The organism is Paenibacillus sp. FSL P2-0136 (assembly GCF_037975325.1).
GTDB classification, from domain to species: domain Bacteria; phylum Bacillota; class Bacilli; order Paenibacillales; family Paenibacillaceae; genus Paenibacillus_AQ; species Paenibacillus_AQ silagei.
Genome location: NZ_CP150244.1, coordinates 6,288,289 through 6,307,187, shown reverse-complemented (window position 1 = coordinate 6,307,187; position 18,899 = coordinate 6,288,289). Strand labels below are relative to the sequence as shown.

Sequence of the window (18,899 nt, the reverse complement as noted above, 5' to 3'; positions counted from 1 at the left end):
CGATTATATGGAGGAATTGAACATGAGTGACACTACAATATCCGGGATTATTGATCATACGCTGCTGAAGGCGGATGCCCGGAAAGACGATATTATCAAGCTTGCCGAAGAGGCCAAAGCCTACAAATTCGCCTCTGTGTGCGTGAATCCGGCCTGGGTGGCAACGGCGCATGCCGTGCTGAAGGATACACCGGAAGTGAAGGTATGTACAGTAATCGGCTTCCCGCTGGGGGCATCGACGCCTGAGACGAAAGCTTTTGAGACGAAGGATGCCATTGCGAACGGTGCCGGTGAGGTGGATATGGTCATTAATATCGGCGCACTGAAGGACGGCAATGACGAGCTGGTGAAGCGCGATATGGTTGCTGTAGTCGAAGCCGCACGCGGCAAAGCGCTGACCAAGGTCATTATTGAGGCCTGCCTGCTGACTGAAGAGGAGAAGGTCCGGGCCTGCAAGCTTGCTGTAGAAGCGGGCGCAGACTTCGTGAAGACTTCAACCGGCTTCTCGACCGGCGGGGCAACGAAGGAAGATATCGCCCTGATGCGGGCAACGGTCGGCCCTGAGATCGGCGTGAAGGCCTCCGGCGGTGTCCGCAGCGCGGAAGACGCGCTCGTGATGATCGGCGCAGGCGCCAGCCGGATCGGCACCAGCGGCGGCGTAGCGATTGCCAAGGGCGAGCAGAGCCAGAGCGGCTACTAAGCTGAGGTGAGTTAAACACATAGAAACGGCTGCGGCCTCCTTGATGTTAAGGAGCCGCAGCCGTTTTCTGCTGAGAGAAGTATAATAGATGGATTTCCTCCACCTGCTGTTGAGTGAATGAGCGCTGCCGAACCAGCAATTGGATAAACAACACTTAAATTCTCCCGATTCATCCAAAGTAGCATAAACTAATTATATTAGTTGCTGTTTGTCCACCTGTTGCCGGTAACTCCAGCCCAATGGGCGAATTAAGATACGTTATTCCACTTGCTTGTTGCAGGATAAGCTATCCGCTTAGGGTTCTCCTGGGGATATGGCGATCTTACCCGCTTATTCGAGCAGGCGGCTACCTTGGAGCGTATGCTTAATTGTATTCCATACACCTAAACTGTGCTGAAACCTCCGATTTAGTGGTTTAACTGTATTCCGTACAATTAAAAACAGCGGTTAGCCGTCTTTTGTGGAAAGTAGGGAATTATAGCTGTACAAACTGCAACTAAACCGATTCAAGCCGGATTCTGCGCCATTTTAGTTGTACAAACTACAGTTAGAGTCCGCGCGGATGACGAGGCTGCCATGCTCTTGACCAGCCCCCCTAGACCAATCCCCTAAACCAATCCCTTATCCATCGCCTTACCGATCAGCGTAGCGAACAGGCTGTTGGACCAGGCGAACCATTCGCGCGAGAAGTCGGCCGGGTTATCCGGGTGGAAGCCCTCGTGCATGTAGCCGGTATCGGCATCGGTCCGGATCAGCATATCGATCAGCTCCTTGATCTCCTCATCATTATCCGCCGTCAGCGCCTGCATGGACAGCGCCATATGCCACACGTAACCGCCCGGGGTGTGCGGACTGCCGATGCCCTTGGCGTGCTTGCCCTCGAAATAGAACGGGTTATCGAAGCTGAGCGCGAACCGGCGGGTGTTCTGATAGATCTCATCCTCTACGCCCACGTAACCAATGTAAGGAATAGAGATCAGCCCTGGAGTACCAGCATCGTCCATCAGTGAGTAATTTCCGTAGCCGTCCGTCTCATAGGCGTAGATTCTGCCGTATTTCGGATGGGTCACGATGCCATAGGTACGGATGCCGAAGTCGATCTCCTTGCGCAGCTTCGCCGCTCTCGCCGCCAGCCGTTCATCCTGGTAGACCTCGCTTGCCATCTCGCCGATATATCCCAGAATGACCACAGCGAACATATTCGAGGGAATATTGTAGCCGAATTCGCAGCTGTCATCGCTCGGTCGGAAGCCCGACCAGCTCATCCCCGTGTAGTTGACCGGCATCCCGCGTCCGTTATTGTACAGCGTCTCCGTATCCTGGAGCGTCTGGCGGATGAAATGGTAAGGGGATTTCTCCCCGTGATGCTGCTCGGTCTCGATCGTGTTCACGATGGAGGTCAGCGCCTGGTAGCAGGCGGCATCGAAGATATCGGTCTGCTCCGCTTCCTTCCAGTACATATAAGCCAGCTGAACGACGAAGCAGAGGGAGTCCAGCTCATATTTGCGCTCCCACATCCACGGGTTCAAGTTACAGTCGTCCGTATCGCGGTAATGCTTGTCACTTGCCGTCTCGTTGAAGGCATTGGTGTACGGATCAATATTCACATAGAACATCTGGCGGGCAATCAGGCCGCGGAGAATCCGCTGCAATTCAGGGTCGTTTTTGGCAAAAGGAATATAGTGCCGCACCTGCTCCGTCGAATCGCGCAGCCACATGGCCGGAATATCGCCGGTGAACACGAAGGTCGTGCCGTCATCCAGCAGCTTGGTCGTGGTCTCCAGTGTGTTCGGGAAGCAGTTGCGGAACAACTGCTGCAGTTTCGGGTGATGCGCTAGCCGTTCATCGGCCTCATTCAGATAGGCGGTAATGGAAGCTGGCAGATTCATGGTGTAACTCCTCCTGGCATAGTCAATTTAGGGTTGTACGGTTTGCAGGGCATAGGTGACGATTTGAGCTTTACCGACAGAGCGGCGGAGAGTGCCTTCATCCAGAACTTCCCGCTGTTTGCGCCGTTCCAGAATATCACTGGCATGGACAGCCTTCACCGGAAAATGCGGCGTAAGCGCGAGCTCTTGCTCTACTCCCGCCAGATTGTACCAGCGCAGAATAATGTCCTCATGGTCTGCGGACATTTTGAAGGCAGACAGCGCCAGGGTGCGGCCCTGCCACTCCAGCGGCTGATAGACAGCAGGGAGGGAGCCTTCCTGCCAGCCGGTCTGGACCGTGAACCAAGGCACCTGGTACTGATAGGCCCAGGCACAAGCCTCCGTCCAGTCCGCATCCCCGGCAAAGGGACGGACCGCGAATTCTACGGTCTGCTCGCCCAGGCACTGGGCTTCCGGTGTAGGGAACACGCCCCAGTCCCCCAGCTCCGATACGCTGCGCAGCAGGGTAACGGCAATCGTATTCCTGCCGTCCCGCAGCACCTCGTATTCGTTCAGCCCTTGGTTGGCCACCAGCAGTCCGGCGCTGCCGTCTGACACGCTGACATAAGCCTGCTGGTGCTGGGCATTGCTCGGATTGATCCAGTCCGCTGCCGGCTCAATCTCGCGTTCAGCAGCTTCGAAGATAGAATCGGCCCGCAGGGTGGAGGCAGCCAGCCCGGTAGGGATAAGCACACGCAGCCGGTGGTCCTTAGCCTGATTATTGAATGCGGCCGAGACCTGAACGCCGGTCCCGCCGGCCTCCAGGCTGATCCGGGTCACGATCCGCAACGGTACTTGCTCATCGGAACGTCCGGCCTTGCGCTGCCGGAACGGCACCATTCTGCGCTTCTCATCTTCGAACGAAGCATCGGCGGAAGCGGGAATCGCCCATTCATGCACGATTTCATACGTGATGCGGTAAGGCTCATGCTCAGCCAGCGAGATCCGGGCGGCAAGGCCCTTGGTCGTCAGTGCAGCATCGCCCTCGGGCTGGCGGAACACGTATTCATTCCCGATATCGCCGCAGTTCTCATAGACGCCGAGTCCGGTGAAGCTGCGGCCCGTCCGCTTGTCAGCCACATCGTAAGAACCGTCCTCGCGGATCTGAACGGCCAGGAATTCATTCTCCATCCCACGTTCCAGCAGCTTAAGCGGGCCTTCAGCAGCAGCCCAGGCAGACTCATCCGCCGACTCTACCCAGGCGTAGGTGCTGTAGCCTAACGGCGGCACCTGTGCAGCCTCGAAGGTCAGCCGGACCATCCGGGCCATGTAAGGCTTCCGGAATTGGTCGTCCGGCAGCTCATAGCCGAACCGGGTGCCCAGATCCTCCGCACGGCAAGCCACGGTCTGCCCTTCAGCGTCCACTAGCCGCCCGCGCGAAAGCTCAAGCGGAAGCTGATCCAGCGCTTCGGCAATCGCCGCCGGATTCGGCCCTTCCTTGAAATAACGTTTGGCGAAGATCACCTCCACGCTAACTGTTCCGCTGCGCTCCCAGCCGGTAGTATTGAACACCGTCACTGGCCGGGCCGATTCGCCCCAGGCCGCAACATTCCGGGTTCCGATCTGTGCGGATACCGCCTTCAGACTCTCTTCAATAATAGCTTCGCCAACATGGCGGCTCTTCTCGAAGCGGCTGATCATCTCGCGGTGAACCTCATCCACACTGCAGCCGCAGATGCTGTCATGCGGGTGGTTCTGCATCAGCGTCTTCCAGGCGTAGGTCAGAAGCGCGTGGGGATAGACCTGTCCGCTGACCAGATAAGCCAGTGCCGCCAGCGGCTCTGCGCCCTTCTCCAGCAGCGTCTGGCCCTGCTGGTTAAGCTGCTTCAGATAGACGCGGGCGGAAGCGGTATTCACCAGCGTCCCCCAGCCGTCCGTATGCTGGCTGCGCAGCTCGCCGTGCACGGTGACCAGATCCTCGGGCAGCGAAGGCGCCAGCGCCTTCAGGTATTCCTCGAAGCTGGAGTGGACGAAGTCCGTGTCCGGGTACAGCTTCCGGGCTGTCTCCAGCGCATCCGCGAGGTCACGCTGCACCGGCTGATGATCACAGCCGTTCATGAACAGCAGCTCCGGGGTGGAGGCGTATTTGCCGGCATCCGCGATTTTTTTGTCCCAGAAGACCTTGGCTTCCTCTGCATCCACCGGTACCTCATTGCCGTTGCTGTACCAGTTCGCAAACAGCAGTCCCAGCACAGTCGAGCCATCCGGGGATTCCCAATACATCTCGGAGTAAGGCGATTCATAGCTGGTGCTGTTCAGCTCGCCGACCATGTTATCGAAGCCTGTCGGCTTCACGCCGCGGCCGAATACCGCTGTCTCAATGTCAGCTTGCTTGAGCAGCTGTGGGGCTTGGCCCATATTGCCAAAGGAATCGGGGAAGTACCCGAGCTTCGAGATCACGCCATATTTCGCGGCGTCCTGATGGCCGATCAGCAGATTGCGCACATTGGCCTCGGAGCTGGTCAGGAATTCATCCTGGAGCACATACCAGGGACCGATGACAATCCGGCCTTCGCGGATGAACCGCTCCAATTGCTCTCTTTTCTCAGGATGCACCTGCAAATAATCTTCAATAATAATGGTCTGTCCGTCCAGGTGGAAATACCGGTAGCGCTCGTCCTGCTCCAGCGTCTCCAGCAGCTCGTTCATCAGCTTCGCCAGCAGCACATGGTGACGCTCATAAGGCATATACCATTCCCGGTCCCAGTGGGTGTGTGAGATCAGGTGGGCAGTTGTACGGGTCATGACAGAAACCTCCTATATCTTCAGTAGGGTGTTGTAGTGTCGGCATTCGTAGCAAATGTTTGCATACCTGCCCGGGGATCACAATATGTAACTTTTGCAGCGGGGATGAGGGTTCATAATTCACACATTTACGGCAGACAGCCAGCGGCGGCACATACAAGCTATTAAGCCCGTAAGCCCCGTAACAGCGCGGTTTTACAGTCCGTTAACATGACAATGCACAACCTACATATTTACGGTGTCAGCTTAGTTTCACTACAATTTGGGATGTAAGCGTTAGCAGGCAAGGCCATTGCAATAATGCGAAGCGGATACAGATTTATGTGTAATGAAAACTAACATAGAGAGGAGTGGGAGAATGAAGGGGAACAAGTCCCTTGGCAAACGAATCTGGCAGAATTGGGAGCTCTATCTGTTCATGCTTCCCGCGTTACTGTATTTCTTCATCTTTCATTATGGTCCGATGTACGGCATTCAGATTGCCTTCAAAAACTTCGTACCTTCTAAAGGAATTACGGGCAGCGACTGGGTAGGCTTCGACCATTTCGAACGGTTCTTCAATTCTTATTTCTTCTGGGATCTGCTGTGGAACACGTTCAGCATCAGCTTCTATGAGCTTGCCATCGGGTTCCCGCTGCCGATCATTCTGGCCCTGGCCTTCAATGAGGTCCGCAACGGCCCGTTCAAGAAGTCGGTCCAGACGGTTACCTATGCGCCGCATTTCATTTCAGTGGTCGTCATGGCGGGGATGATTATTACCTTCCTGTCGCCCTCCAGCGGAATGATTGTCCGGGCGATTGAATTCCTGGGCTTCCAGCCCGCGCAGTTCCTGACCGATCCTGCCTGGTTCAAGACGGTGTACGTCTTCTCAGGCGTCTGGCAGAGCACCGGGTGGGGGACGATTATCTATCTCGCAGCGCTGTCCGGCGTAGATCCACAGCTGCATGAAGCGGCCATCGTGGATGGAGCCAGCCGGATCAAGCGGGTGCTGCATATCAACCTGCCGACGATTATACCCACGATTACGATCATGCTGATTCTGAACATGGGTAACATTCTGGGCCTGGGCTTCGAGAAAATCCTGCTGCTGCAGAATTCGCTTAACATGGAAGCCTCCGATGTCATATCCACCTATGTCTACCGCGCCGGTCTGGTGAACGCCCAGTACAGCTTCTCGACGGCTGTCGGATTGTTCAACTCGGTAGTCAATGTAATACTGCTCGTTACCGTGAACCGGATTGCCAAACGCACCAGTGAGAACAGCCTCTGGTAGAAAGGAGTTGAAGTCTATGGTTACTGCGATGAAAGAATCCAGGGGAGATAAGCTGTTTCTGATCAGCACCTACATCTATCTGTGCCTTGCGCTGGTAGTGGTCCTCTATCCGCTGATCTACATCCTCAGCGCGTCCATCAGTTCGCCGCAGGATGTCAATTCGGGCGCCATGTGGCTGTTCCCGAAGAATGTGACGCTGGACGGCTACAAGCTGGTGTTCGAGAACCCGAAGATCTGGAACGGATATCTCAATACCATCATCTACACAGCGGTGGGCACTCTGCTGAATCTGGCGGTTACACTGCCTGCTGCGTATGCACTCAGCCGGTCTGATTTTGTCGGACGCCAGCTGTTCATGGGCCTTATTCTGTTCACGATGTTCTTCAGCGGCGGGCTGGTGCCGACGTATCTGCTGGTTAAGAACCTGGGCCTCATTAACAGCATGGGGGCGTTGATCCTGCCGGTGGCCGCATCGGTGTGGAACATCGTGGTCGCCCGCACCTTTTTCCAGTCCACCATTCCAAAAGAATTACAGGAAGCGGCCCACATCGACGGCTGTACGAATCTGAAGCTGTTCATCCGCATCATCCTGCCGCTGTCCGCGCCGATTGTCGCCGTGATGGCCTTGTTCTACGGGGTTGGACACTGGAACAGTTACTTCCCGTCCCTGATCTATTTGAATGATGAAGCCAAATATCCGCTGCAGATGGTGCTGCGCCAGATTCTGGTCCTGCAGGAAATGTCGGCCGAAACTACAGGCGCTGCGATCAACGGCGAGGTAGCTATGGCCATGAATAATAAGGCAGAGACAGCATCGCTGGTCAAATATGGCGTCATCGTTGTGTCGACACTGCCGATTGTAGCGGTCTACCCGTTCCTGCAGCGTTATTTTGTGCAAGGGGTCATGATTGGCTCTGTGAAAGGCTAAAGGTTAAAATGTAATGAACCTAAGGGAGGAATTATTAATGCAGATCACACGTAAACCATGGAAGATTCTGCTGTCATCAGCTGTGATTGTTGGACTGCTGGCAGGCTGCGGAAGCTCGGGGGCAAATGAAGGTAAAACGGACAAGGGTACCGGAGAGGCTACAGTGAACAAAGAGGGCTTCCCGATTGTGAGTGAGCCGATCACTCTGTCCATGATGGCCCCGGATGTGGGCATCCAGAACTGGGAGAACATGCCGGTGCTCCAGCAGATGAAGGAGAAGACCGGGATTACGATGGAATATAAAAATGCGCCGAAGGACAGCTTCGATACCAAAAAGAATCTGGTGTTCGCCAGCGGCGATTACCCTGATATCTTCTATGCGGCCGGTCTGACGACTGCCGAGCAGATGAATTACGGCGAACAGGGGATTCTGATCCCGCTGGAGGACCTGATCGAAGAGTATGCCCCGAACTTCAAGGCGCTGTTGGAGCAGAACCCGGATGTGCGCAAATCGATTACTGCCCCGGACGGTCATATCTACTCCCTGCCGGTGGTGGAAATGAGCCAGCACTGGTACCGCAACCCGATGTGGTATAACGGCGACTTCCTGAAGGCGCTGAACATCGATAAGCTGCCGGAAACGACCGAGGAGCTGTACACCTACCTGAAGCGCGTGAAGGAGGAAGATCCGAACGGCAACGGAACCGCCGATGAAATTCCGATCTCTTCAGTGACGACAACGGCCGCGAACCTCCGCGATATCCGCACCTGGCTGCTGGGCGCTTTTGGCATCTATGAAGAAGAAATCTATGTAGACGATGCGGATAAGGTCCACTATACACCGCTCGAAGAAGGCTATAAGGAGTATCTGACGTATATGAACCGTCTGTGGTCCGAGGAGCTGCTGGATCATGAGAGCTTCTCGCAGACGGCGGAGCAGAAGAAGGCCAAGGCGCAGAATAACCGCGTGGCGCTCTTTTCCGACTGGCACGCTTATATGACGAAGGGTGGAGAGCCGTCCACGTCAGATCCGATGTTCGCCCCTGTGCGCAGTGAATCGGTGTCCGCTCCGGCGATTGCCAAGAACAGAGGAATTACGACAGGCGCATTCGCCATTACGAACAGCAATCCTGCACCGGAAGCCTCGCTCCGCTGGGTGGATTACCTCTATTCCTATGAAGGAGCTTTGTTCTTCAACAAAGGGCCGGAGGGTACACTCTGGGAGTACACCGACAAAGACAACCGTGTGAAGCAATACCTGCCTGTACCGGACGGCAAGGAAATGGAAGATTTCCGGGCCACCTTGACGCCGAACTACGGTATTCCTGCCCCAACCCTGTCCATGGATGACATTAACAAGGGGCTGAAGACAGACTTCGACCTCTGGGTAGAGCAGGAGACGAAGCAGAAGCTGCTGGATAAAGGCGCGCGGATTCCATTCCCGGCCCTGTTCCTCACCGTGGAAGAGCAGACGGAAATCAGCAGTCTGAATTCGGACCTGAGCACTTATGTGAAGCAGATGGAAGCGAAGTTCATTACCGGAGCCGAGCCGCTGACCGGCTGGGATAACTATGTGGCGACTGTCAAGAAAATGGGCGGAGAACGTGTAGCCGAGATTAACCAGGCTGCCTATGACCGCTGGAAAACCAACTAAATCAGGCCCGGCAGAAAGGTGCTGTAAAAATGATCTATAAGGATAAAACACAATCTGTGGCGGATCGGGTACAGGACCTGCTGCAGCGCATGACGCTTGGAGAGAAGGCTGGACAATTAGTCCAGCCTTTCGGCTGGCAGTGCTATGAGAAGCACGCGGACGGAACCACAGGTATGACGGAAGCCTTCAAGCGCCAGGTTGCTGCCGGAGGCGTCGGCTCCCTGTATGGGACGCTGCGTGCGGACCCGTGGACCGGGGTCACGCTGGAGACCGGCCTGTCCCCGAAGGAGGGGGCGGAGGCTGTTAATGCAATTCAGGCTTACGCCATGCAGGAGAGCCGGCTCGGGATTCCGATTCTGTTCGGCGAAGAATGCTCCCACGGGCATATGGCAATCGGCGCAACCGTATTTCCGGTTCCGCTGGCTCTGGGCAGTATGTGGAACCCGGAGCTGTACCGGGAGATGTGCCGGGTGGTAGCACTGGAGACCCGCAGCCAGGGCGGAGCTGCGACCTACTCGCCGGTGCTTGATGTGGTGCGTGATCCGCGCTGGGGCCGGACGGAGGAGACCTTCGGCGAAGATCCGTTCCTGATCGCGGCGATGGGTGTGGAGGCCGTGAAGGGCTTGCAGGGGGAGCGGCTGGACGCGGAGGATTCCGTGCTGGCCACCTTGAAGCACTTCGCCGCCTACGGCAGCTCGGAAGGCGGGCGGAACTCCGCGCCTGTGCATATGGGACTGCGCGAGCTGCATGAGGTCGATCTGCTGCCGTTCCGTAAGGCGGTAGAGGCCGGGGCGCTGTCCATTATGACAGCGTACAACGAGATTGACGGCGTACCTTGTACGACGAACCGTTATCTTTTGCAGGATGTGCTGCGGGAGCAATGGGGCTTTGACGGGTTCGTGATCACGGACTGCGGAGCGCTGGGCATGCTGACGAATGGTCATAACACCGCAGATAGCGGAGAAACGGCTGTAGCCCAGGCACTGCTGGCCGGCATCGATATGGAGATGTCGGGCGAGATGTTCGAGCAGCATATCGCGGCTGCTATCACGCACGGGCGGCTGCAGGAATCCGATCTGGACCGCGCGGCGGCACGGATTCTGGAGCTGAAGTTCAAGCTCGGGTTGTTCGACCGTCCCTATGCCGATCCTGAGCAGGCAGAGCAAATCATCGGCAAGCCGGAGCACCGGGAGCTGGCGCGGTGGATCGCCGGTGAGAGCATCATCATGCTGAAGAATGAGAACGCAGCGCTGCCACTAAGCAAGGAGATTCGCAAGCTTGCCGTAATCGGTCCCAATGCGGATGCGCCGTACAACCAGCTTGGTGACTACACCTCGCCACAGCCCGCAGGCGCGATTGTTACCGTGCTGGACGGCATCCGGCAGGCGCTGGGCGGCGAAGCGGACAAGGTCCTGTACGCACCCGGCTGCCGGATTAAGGGCGATTCCCGCGAAGGCTTTGCTCCTGCGCTGGCCTGTGCGGCTGAAGCCGATGCGGTGGTGCTGGCTATTGGCGGCTCCAGCGCCAGAGACTTCGGTGAGGGGACGATTGATCTGCTCACCGGCGCTTCTGTCGTGACAGAGCATTCCTGGAGCGACATGGAATGCGGGGAGGGCATCGACCGGGCCACATTGAATCTGATGGGTGTGCAGCTTGAGCTGGCGCAGGAGCTTCACAAGCTGGGTAAGCCGCTGATTGTGGTCTATATCAACGGCCGCCCGATTGCCGAGCCTTGGATTGTAGAGCACGCCGACGCCATTCTGGAGGCGTGGTACCCGGGCCAGGAGGGCGGACATGCAATTGCCGATATCCTGTTCGGCGAGGTGAATCCTTCGGGGCGGCTGACGATCAGCGTTCCGAAGCATGTCGGCCAGCTTCCTGTGTATTACTATAAGCGGCGGACGAGAGGCAAACGGTATCTGGAGACAGACTTCCACGCCGAATATCCCTTCGGCTATGGTCTTAGCTTCACTGAATTCGGGTACAGCAACCTGAAGGTGGAACCTCCTGTCATCTCTGCGGATGAAGAAGCGCTTGTCTCCGTGGATGTGACTAATAGGGGTGACCGGGCGGGCAGCGAGGTGGTCCAGTTGTATATTTCCGACTTGGTCTCCTCCATTACCCGGCCCGAGAAGCAGCTGAAGGGCTTCCGCAAAATCAGCCTTCAGCCGGGAGATACGCAGACGGTAACGTTCCGTGTAGGCCGGGAGGAGCTGGAATATGTATCAGCGGATCTGACGCGGATCGTCGAGCCGGGAGAATTCGCGGTGATGGCAGGCCCTCATTCCGCAGAGTATCTGAGCGCGCCGCTCCAGGTCAGAGAGGAGGGCTAAGCCATGAAGCGAATAGAGCGGTTCACCGGATGGCTGGCCAAGCGGCAGTGGGCTGAGAAGATAGAGCTTGCGGAATGGACGATGCGGGGGTCCCGCTACCTCACTCCGGGCTGCTATGAGCATGAGGAGGAACTGCATCAGGAGTACAACATTTCCCGGCTGGATGGCGGGTATGGTACTACGTATTTCCTTCAGCGGGAGATTACGGTTCCGGGGGATTGGGGACCGGAAGAAGCAGCGCTGCTCTATCTGGGACGCGGGGAAGGCCTCCTGAAGCTGGACGGAGCGCCCTATCATGGGCTGGACAGCAATCACTGGTTCATTCCGCTGCCATCTTATGCTCCGGGTGAATGCCTCAAGCTGGACATCGAGCTGTATGATCCGGTGCCTGAGCCGGAGGACCCGCTGAACCGGCAGGCGGTGATTAAGCCGCCGCTGACGGGCATTGAAATTAAGCTTGTGCGCGTCAATCGTCCGGTATACAGCCTGCTGTATACGGTGCGAATCGTACACGAAGCAGCCCTCCTGCTGCCGGAGGGCGACATGCGCCGCATCCGCAGCCTTAAGGCGCTGGAGCGGGTGATGGACACGCTCTATATGAAGGAGGAGCGGCTGCTGGACGGCGGTGCGGTAACTGCGGCTGAACAGCTGCTGCGGGCGGCTGCGGCAGCGGAACGGTCCGCAGGGCTGGACCCGGGGACGATGCATATGGTCGGCCAGTCGCATATTGATGTGGCTTGGCTGTGGCCGGTCCGGGAGACGGTGCGCAAGGTCAGCCGGACCTTCTCCACCGTCTGCACCCTGATGGACAAGTACCCGGACTTCCGGTACTCGCAGAGCCAGCCCCAGCTCTATGCCTTCGCCAAGGAGCATTATCCCGAGCTGTACGGGCGGATCAAGGAGCGGATCGCTGAAGGCCGGTGGGAGCTGGTCGGAGGCATGTGGGTAGAGCCGGATCTGAACATTCCCGGCGGGGAGTCGCTGGTCCGGCAGATGCTGTACGGCCAGGGCTTTTATATGAAGGAATTCGGCAAGCATTCTACGATTGAATGGCTGCCGGATACCTTCGGCTATTGCGCCTCCCTGCCGCAGCTGCTGAAGCAGGCGGGCATCGATTATTTCATGACCACCAAGCTGGGCTGGAATGATACCAATCCCTTCCCGCATACCTTATTCCATTGGGTCGGCATAGACGGAACGAAGATTGTGGCCTATCAGAACCATGGGGTGAACGAGCATACCCACCCGAAGGATGTGCTGGAGCACTGGGAGGCCTACGCTCAGAAGGAAGTGCATGATGAGCTTATGCTGCTCTATGGCCACGGAGACGGAGGCGGCGGAGTCACTCATGAGATGCTGGAATATGTGGCCCGTACTGATCTCGCGCCGGGCCAGCCGGTCAGCGGATTCTCTACGGCCGAAGCCTTCTTCTCGGAGATCGGTGCGCGTCAGCCGGAGCTTCCGGCGTGGCACGGCGATCTCTATCTGGAGCTGCACCGGGGCACCTTCACGACCCATGCCTTCAATAAACGCAGCAACCGCAAGGCGGAGGTCTTATACCGGCAGGCGGAGATCTGGAGTGTATTGGCGCAGAAGGACGGTGCTCTGGAGCTGGAGCAGCAGAATCAGGCGGATGTGCAGCGTCTGCTGCCCGCCGGGGAGCTCGCCGAGGGCTGGAAGCTGCTGCTGCTCAACCAGTTCCATGACATCATTCCGGGGACTTCCATCCCGGAGGTGTATACAACCTCGCGTGAGGAATACGCTGAGATCTTCCGTCTGGGCGGGCAGGTGCTGGACACTGCTCTGCACACTCTGGCAGGCCGGGTGAATACTTCGGGCGAAGGCCGTCCTTATGTGGTCTTCAACAGCCTGGGCTGGGAGCGGACGGAGGTCATCCGGCTGGAGGGTGGTCCTGAGCTGGCTGCTATGCAGGCCTTCGATGAAGACGGCCTGCTGCCGAGTGAGTGTTGGAACACGGAGGCTGGAGGAGACAGCTACACGCTGGCTGTGCAGGTCCGTAAGGTCCCGGCCTTCGGCTGCCGGACAATCTGGCTGCGGGAGGCTGGGGAACCAGCCGGAGTAAGGCTTGAGCGGCAGGTTGATTCAGCCGCGGGAGACGGCTTCCCGGAGCAATGGGAGACGGACCATTATATCCTGAAGTTTAATGAAGACGGCGAGATCAGCCGCTGGTATGACAAAAGCGCGGACCGCGAGCTGCTCCAGCCCGGCCAGACCGGCAACCAGCTGCAGTTCTATCATGACACCCCGCCGCTGTGGGATGCCTGGGATATAGACCCGCGTTATGAACAGCAGCCTGCGGGCAAGGCGAAGCTGCTGGAGCGCCGGGTGGTCAGCAGCGGACCTGTGCAGACCGTGCTGAAGTTCCGCTGGCAGCTCGGTGAATCACAGATTGAGCAGGAGATTGTATTGCCCCGGAACAGCCGCAGAGTGGATTTCCGCACCCGCGTAAGCTGGAGGGAGCAGCATAAGCTGCTGAAGGTTGCTTTTCCGGTCGATATTGTGGCCGCGAAGGCTACCTATGAGATTCCGTTCGGCGCGCTGGAGCGCCCGACCCACCGCAACACCAGCTGGGAGCAGGCGCAATTCGAGGTCTGCGGACACCGCTGGGCCGATCTGTCCGAAGGCGGCTATGGCGTCAGCCTGCTGAACGACTGCAAATACGGCTATGACATCCATGACGGGGTGCTGCGCCTCTCGCTGTTGCGTTCCCCGCGCTGGCCGGACAGTTATGCGGACCAGGGGGAGCATGAATTTACGTATTCGCTCTATCCGCACAGCGGAGAATGGCGGCAGGCCGATGTGGTGCGGGAAGCGGCGGAGCTGAATGAGCCGTTGCTGGCCATTAGCGAAGCTGCACATTCCGGCCGCTATCCAAGCACCCATGCCTGGCTTGCCTTCCAGAGCAGCCACGTCATGCTCGACACAATTAAGCGGGCCGAGGACGGCAGCGGCACGATTGTCCGGCTGTATGAGGCGGCAGGCAGCAGAGAGACAGCCACGCTGGACTGGAAGGACGAGGAGATCAGCGCCTGCCGGGTCAATCTGTTGGAGAGAAAGACCGGCTCAGTGGAGACCACCGGCGGCGTGATCCCGCTGTCCTTCCGGCCTTATGAGGTCCAGACGCTTAAGCTATATAAGAAGCACGACAGGAAGCAAAGAAGCACGAATGAAATTAACTGAAAGCAAAGAAGCGGAGGGGAAATTTGGAACTGCAGGAGCGGCAGCGTCCGCCTGAAAGCTTTCCGTAGGAAAGCTAGCATCGGAAGCATAAGCTGTCACCGGATTTCTACCGCGAGGAGCGGTTATAATCAGGAAATTCAAACACAACAGCGGCCGAAAGTCCAAATGTTCACCGCAGTGACGATCAAGCTTCAAGTTCAAATCCTAAGTGTTTCTTGTATACCACAGTGCTTCCTATATACCACCAACATCATTCGCAGGAGGAATAGACATGCAAATTACAAGACATCCCAATAATCCGATTGTCGTCCCGGGCGGCTATGAGTGGCGCAAGGTGACCGTGTTCAATCCTGCGGTTATCATCGATAACGGCAAGTTCTATATGATTGAGCGTACAGCCGGGTCCCTGACTCCGTGCAAGAACTTTCTGGGTCTACTGGAGAGCGAGGACGGCGTGAACTTCACCCATGTGAAGGATGAGCCGATTGTTACGCCGGATATGCTGGGCTTCCCGTACGGCAGTGTGCAGGACCCGCGCATTGTGAAGATCGACGGAACGTTCTACCTGAACTACGCCCTGCGCCCTTGCGCCATGAGCTATTATCCTACCGGGCGCGGCGTCCCTGAGCGCTCCATTCCGGCCTACCCGGACGGCTGGGGGGGAGAGGAGGGCCACTGGCTGACCCGCTCCTCGATTCTGAAGTCAACCAATCTGCTGGACTGGGAGTTCGTCGCGGACACCACGCCGCTGGACATTAACGACCGGGACAACATCCTGTTTCCTGAGAAAATAAACGGCAAATTCGTGCTGCTCCGCCGCCCCGAAGAATATGTGGGCGAGGCTTACGGAACGGAGAAAGCCGCCATGTGGATTACCTATTCCGAGGATCTCGTGCATTGGGAAGAGCCCAAGCTGCTCGCCACCGCCGGGAACCTGTCCTGGGAATCGCGGAAGATCGGCGGCTCTACGCCTCCAATCCGTACAGACAAGGGCTGGCTGGTGCTCTATCACGGCGTAGATGAAGAGATCGTCTACCGCGTGGGGGCGATGCTGCTGGATCTGGAGCAGCCGGAGAAAATCATCGCCCGGACCCATAACTTCATTATGGAGCCGGAGACGTATTACGAGAAATTCGGCTTCCAGATTCCGAATGTCATCTTCCCGACCGGCAATGTAGTCAAGGACGGATTGCTCTATATCTATTACGGAGTAACCGATACCGCGATTGCGCTGGCTACCGTGCCGCTGGATGAGCTGGTAGAGCATATTTTGCAGGAAGCAGAGTAGGCGGCAGCTTCAGAAATCGGAGTAGGCAATGAAGTGGAGCAACCAGTCCCAGTTCCCCTACGGGCGAGGGGTTCACTCCCAACTGCCAGGGAACTCCTTTATAAGGCATTGAGGACATAAATGTTGCACTTTTTGCAGCTTCGGTTCGTACGTAGCCAGGTGTACAGGCAGATTGTTGCATAGAATTCAACAATCTGCCTGCTAAGCGGCCTGAAAAAGGTGAAATCCTGCCTTTTGTGCAACAATCGCGGATTCGGGCCAAACCGATACGGGAAATGTTGCATTTGTTGCAGAATTATAGGGGTGCTCACCAGATTTCAGGGGTTCAGGCTATTAACTATTCACAGGATAAATAATTGCTTGGACATCGCAATTTCAGGTTCAGCCTATCCACGGTTCAGCCTATCCACAGGGCGGAAGCCCCGCCTCAAACCGGTCTTTTCGCAGCGGCCCCCTTCAAGGCATGTTCCTTGCGGTATTGCCCCGGCGTCAGACCGGTTTCTTTTTTGAACTTGCGGATGAAATTGGGCGCATCCAGGTAACCGACCTGCTCGATGATCTCCTTGAGCGGAGCGCTGGTGTTCTCCAGCAGCCGGATGACCTCGTCCACACGCCGCTGCCAGATATATTGCGAGAAATTGCTGCCGGTCTTCTCCTTGAAGCTCCGGCTTAAATAAGAGGTCGAGATGGCGAACTTCAGCGCTACATGCTCCAGGCTGAGGGTGTAGTCTGCGAATTGCTGGTCCACATACTCCAGAATGTCATCCATCAGGGAAGACTCACTGGTCTCTGTGTTCCGCTCGACCTGCGCGCAAATGGCGGAAGCCAGCGAGAGCAGCCGGCTCTCCAGCTCCTCTAATGTCTCGAAGGAGGTCAGCTCCGGCATATTGGTGAACACCTCATCCATTCCAAGCTCGGAGGCGGTGCGCAGAAAAGCGTTCAGCAGATCGAAGCAGATACACCGCAACAGATGAACCTGCAGCGGCTCGTCCTTGATCGTGTCAATGGTGTCGGTAATCATCTGGGCCGCTACCGATTCGTTGCCCTGCTTCAGACTCTGCTCCAGCTTCAGCATGGTTTTGCGCGGAATCCAGAAGCTCTCGGCAGCGGCAGGGTTCAGCTCCGCAAGCTGCTCGAAGTAGGTGACCTGGCCGCTGCGCCGGATCATCCGGTGCTCCAACGCGGCGGCGGCTTCAATGAAAGACTGGTTCAGCCGGGCGAGATCACGGTAGGCCATACCGACACCGATACTCAGCGCAAGCTGCGAGTGTTCACGGATCACATCCTGAATCGCTTCAATCACCTGCTCCATCCGGCTCTGAACGGGCAGTTCTCCCTCCCCTGGAAGGGAGATGATCAGGGCGAACTGGTCCTTGACCGAGAATTCAATCCCGAAGATCTGCGCATCCGGGCCCGGCAGGCAGATATTGCTCAGCATCTCCTGCAGCAGATGGCGTTCCTGCCAGGACTTGCCGCCCGGAGCGGTATCATCCCAGGACAGGATGGCCGAGAAGTAGAGACCCTGTCCCTGCGGATGCCGGAAGCCTGCGCTCAGGATCATCTGTTCAATCTCGGGATCATCCGGCTGGCCGTGCTTGAGCAGCAGCAGCATGCACTGGTTGCGGACAAAAGGCTCCTGGAGATCAATCCGGGCACTGTAGTCATGAAGCGTCTGCCGGATGGACTCCCATTCATCGCGCAGCTTCGGAGCCTCATTGCTGTTGCCTCTCGGCTTGGCGAACTCCATCAGATCGCGGATCGGGTGATACTGCCGCTTGGCCAGCAGCAGCGCGGCCGCTATGCCGGTAACGACTGTAATACAGAAGACAATCAGAATCAGTGTCTGGACATGGGCAACCCGGCTGAAGAACTGGAAGCTGGGCATCGTGGTGACGTAGGTCCAGCCATTCTCCTCCGACTGCACGGACACGACGGAGTACTGTTCCCCGTCCAGCTCCAGATTGTGTATCCCCGGCTCAAGGGCGGATAGGGTCTGAAGCTCGTTCTGGGGAAAGCTGACGCCATGGCTGTTCGCGGTCAGCACCTCGCCGGAGGGGCCGAAGATATAGCTGCTGCCTGAGAAATCGCTCAGAACCGAATCCATAACGCCGGTAAGATTGGATTCCTTCATCAGATAGACGACCGTCCCGTAAGGGAAAGGGTCATTCGGCTTCACCGGGACAAGCATGGCGAGCATCGGCTCCATCCGGGAATTGACGGTCACATTCTCGGCAGGACGGACGAGCGGCTGACGGGTCTCGTTCAAGTCGCGCCGCAGCTCCTCCGAGGTCCAGCGCTCGAACTGATAGAGGGTATCGAAGGTGACATGAAGATCAGCCAGGCCGCGATAAGAATAGATATTGGAATCACCGTGGAAGTAGAGGAACAGATCCTCCGCGATGCTGCTGCTGGCCTTGTAATTGGCCAGTGCCTGAATCGCCTCCAGACTGTAATAGGGATGCCGGACCATATAAGGAGTCAGATGCTTGTCATAGGCGATTCTTCCGGCGATCTCCTGAAGCTCGTTCATCCGGCCGTCGATGGTGCTTTTCACCTGATTGAGCTGATTGACATTGGACTGTTCAATTTCGACCCGCAGGCCCTTGACGGCGTTTTCATAGACGAAGATGGTAACACCTGTGAGCGGGATCAGGAACATGAGGATATAGGAAAAAGCGTATTTCAGCAGCAGCCTTGACTTGAAATGATTCCAGGTCAGCCGGAACCGGTTCAGCAAGGATGGCTTGGGTGCGGAATTAGCCATACAGCAGTACCTCCAGTGTTAAGATATTCGGACTAGAAATCTAGGATGGAACCTCTTGACTTAGAAATTGCAGTTCTCTTCTGGA

The 18,899-nt window shown here is 57.0% G+C and carries 10 protein-coding genes; 7 read left to right on the top strand and 3 right to left on the bottom strand.

Annotation, left to right across the window (positions count from 1 at the left end; translation table 11 throughout):
- Window positions 1–22: 22 nt before the first annotated feature.
- Window positions 23–700, top strand: coding sequence for a deoxyribose-phosphate aldolase (gene deoC, locus NYE26_RS26740; protein WP_209876732.1), 678 nt, complete (start codon window positions 23–25; stop codon window positions 698–700).
- Window positions 701–1,308: 608 nt separating this feature from the next.
- Here the strand turns inward: deoC and NYE26_RS26735 are convergent.
- Both NYE26_RS26735 and NYE26_RS26730 read right to left on the bottom strand, forming a co-directional pair.
- Window positions 1,309–2,589: a glycoside hydrolase family 125 protein gene (locus NYE26_RS26735; RefSeq protein WP_339251419.1), complete on the bottom strand. Its 1,281-nt coding sequence runs from the start codon at window positions 2,587–2,589 to the stop codon at window positions 1,309–1,311.
- A 27-nt stretch (window positions 2,590–2,616) separates the two neighbouring features.
- Complete coding sequence (locus NYE26_RS26730) at window positions 2,617–5,373, bottom strand: alpha-mannosidase (RefSeq protein WP_339251417.1); 2,757 nt, start codon at window positions 5,371–5,373, stop codon at window positions 2,617–2,619.
- 358 nt (window positions 5,374–5,731) lie between these two features.
- Here NYE26_RS26730 and NYE26_RS26725 point away from each other — a divergent pair, with 358 nt between their 5' ends.
- From NYE26_RS26725 to NYE26_RS26700, 6 genes are all read left to right on the top strand, one after another.
- Window positions 5,732–6,646 carry an ABC transporter permease subunit gene (locus NYE26_RS26725; protein WP_235192024.1) on the top strand — a complete coding sequence of 305 codons (915 nt, stop codon included), beginning with the start codon at window positions 5,732–5,734 and terminating at the stop codon, window positions 6,644–6,646.
- Window positions 6,647–6,662: 16 nt separating this feature from the next.
- Window positions 6,663–7,574, top strand: a complete 912-nt coding sequence (locus NYE26_RS26720) for a carbohydrate ABC transporter permease (RefSeq protein ID WP_036694906.1) — start codon at window positions 6,663–6,665, stop codon at window positions 7,572–7,574.
- Between the two features lie 37 nt (window positions 7,575–7,611).
- Complete coding sequence (locus NYE26_RS26715) at window positions 7,612–9,228, top strand: extracellular solute-binding protein (protein ID WP_036730406.1); 1,617 nt, start codon at window positions 7,612–7,614, stop codon at window positions 9,226–9,228.
- Between the two features lie 29 nt (window positions 9,229–9,257).
- Window positions 9,258–11,561, top strand: a complete 2,304-nt coding sequence (locus tag NYE26_RS26710; RefSeq protein ID WP_339251412.1) for a glycoside hydrolase family 3 N-terminal domain-containing protein — start codon at window positions 9,258–9,260, stop codon at window positions 11,559–11,561.
- A 3-nt stretch (window positions 11,562–11,564) separates the two neighbouring features.
- The gene (locus tag NYE26_RS26705) at window positions 11,565–14,762 is read left to right on the top strand and encodes an alpha-mannosidase (RefSeq protein ID WP_339251410.1); all 3,198 of its coding nucleotides are present in this window, start codon (window positions 11,565–11,567) and stop codon (window positions 14,760–14,762) included.
- Between the two features lie 271 nt (window positions 14,763–15,033).
- Window positions 15,034–16,050 carry a glycosidase gene (locus tag NYE26_RS26700; protein WP_339251408.1) on the top strand — a complete coding sequence of 339 codons (1,017 nt, stop codon included), beginning with the start codon at window positions 15,034–15,036 and terminating at the stop codon, window positions 16,048–16,050.
- A 427-nt stretch (window positions 16,051–16,477) separates the two neighbouring features.
- On the opposite strand, the gene NYE26_RS26695 is transcribed toward NYE26_RS26700, so the two are convergent.
- Window positions 16,478–18,814: a helix-turn-helix domain-containing protein gene (locus tag NYE26_RS26695; protein WP_339251406.1), complete on the bottom strand. Its 2,337-nt coding sequence runs from the start codon at window positions 18,812–18,814 to the stop codon at window positions 16,478–16,480.
- Window positions 18,815–18,899: the final 85 nt, after the last annotated feature.

Coding starts and splice junctions, on each gene's coding strand:
- deoC (WP_209876732.1), top strand. CDS start 23: ATGAGTGACACTACAATATCCGGGATTATTGATCATACGCTGCTGAAG.
- NYE26_RS26735 (WP_339251419.1), bottom strand. CDS start 2,589: ATGAATCTGCCAGCTTCCATTACCGCCTATCTGAATGAGGCCGATGAA.
- NYE26_RS26730 (WP_339251417.1), bottom strand. CDS start 5,373: ATGACCCGTACAACTGCCCACCTGATCTCACACACCCACTGGGACCGG.
- NYE26_RS26725 (WP_235192024.1), top strand. CDS start 5,732: ATGAAGGGGAACAAGTCCCTTGGCAAACGAATCTGGCAGAATTGGGAG.
- NYE26_RS26720 (WP_036694906.1), top strand. CDS start 6,663: ATGGTTACTGCGATGAAAGAATCCAGGGGAGATAAGCTGTTTCTGATC.
- NYE26_RS26715 (WP_036730406.1), top strand. CDS start 7,612: ATGCAGATCACACGTAAACCATGGAAGATTCTGCTGTCATCAGCTGTG.
- NYE26_RS26710 (WP_339251412.1), top strand. CDS start 9,258: ATGATCTATAAGGATAAAACACAATCTGTGGCGGATCGGGTACAGGAC.
- NYE26_RS26705 (WP_339251410.1), top strand. CDS start 11,565: ATGAAGCGAATAGAGCGGTTCACCGGATGGCTGGCCAAGCGGCAGTGG.
- NYE26_RS26700 (WP_339251408.1), top strand. CDS start 15,034: ATGCAAATTACAAGACATCCCAATAATCCGATTGTCGTCCCGGGCGGC.
- NYE26_RS26695 (WP_339251406.1), bottom strand. CDS start 18,814: ATGGCTAATTCCGCACCCAAGCCATCCTTGCTGAACCGGTTCCGGCTG.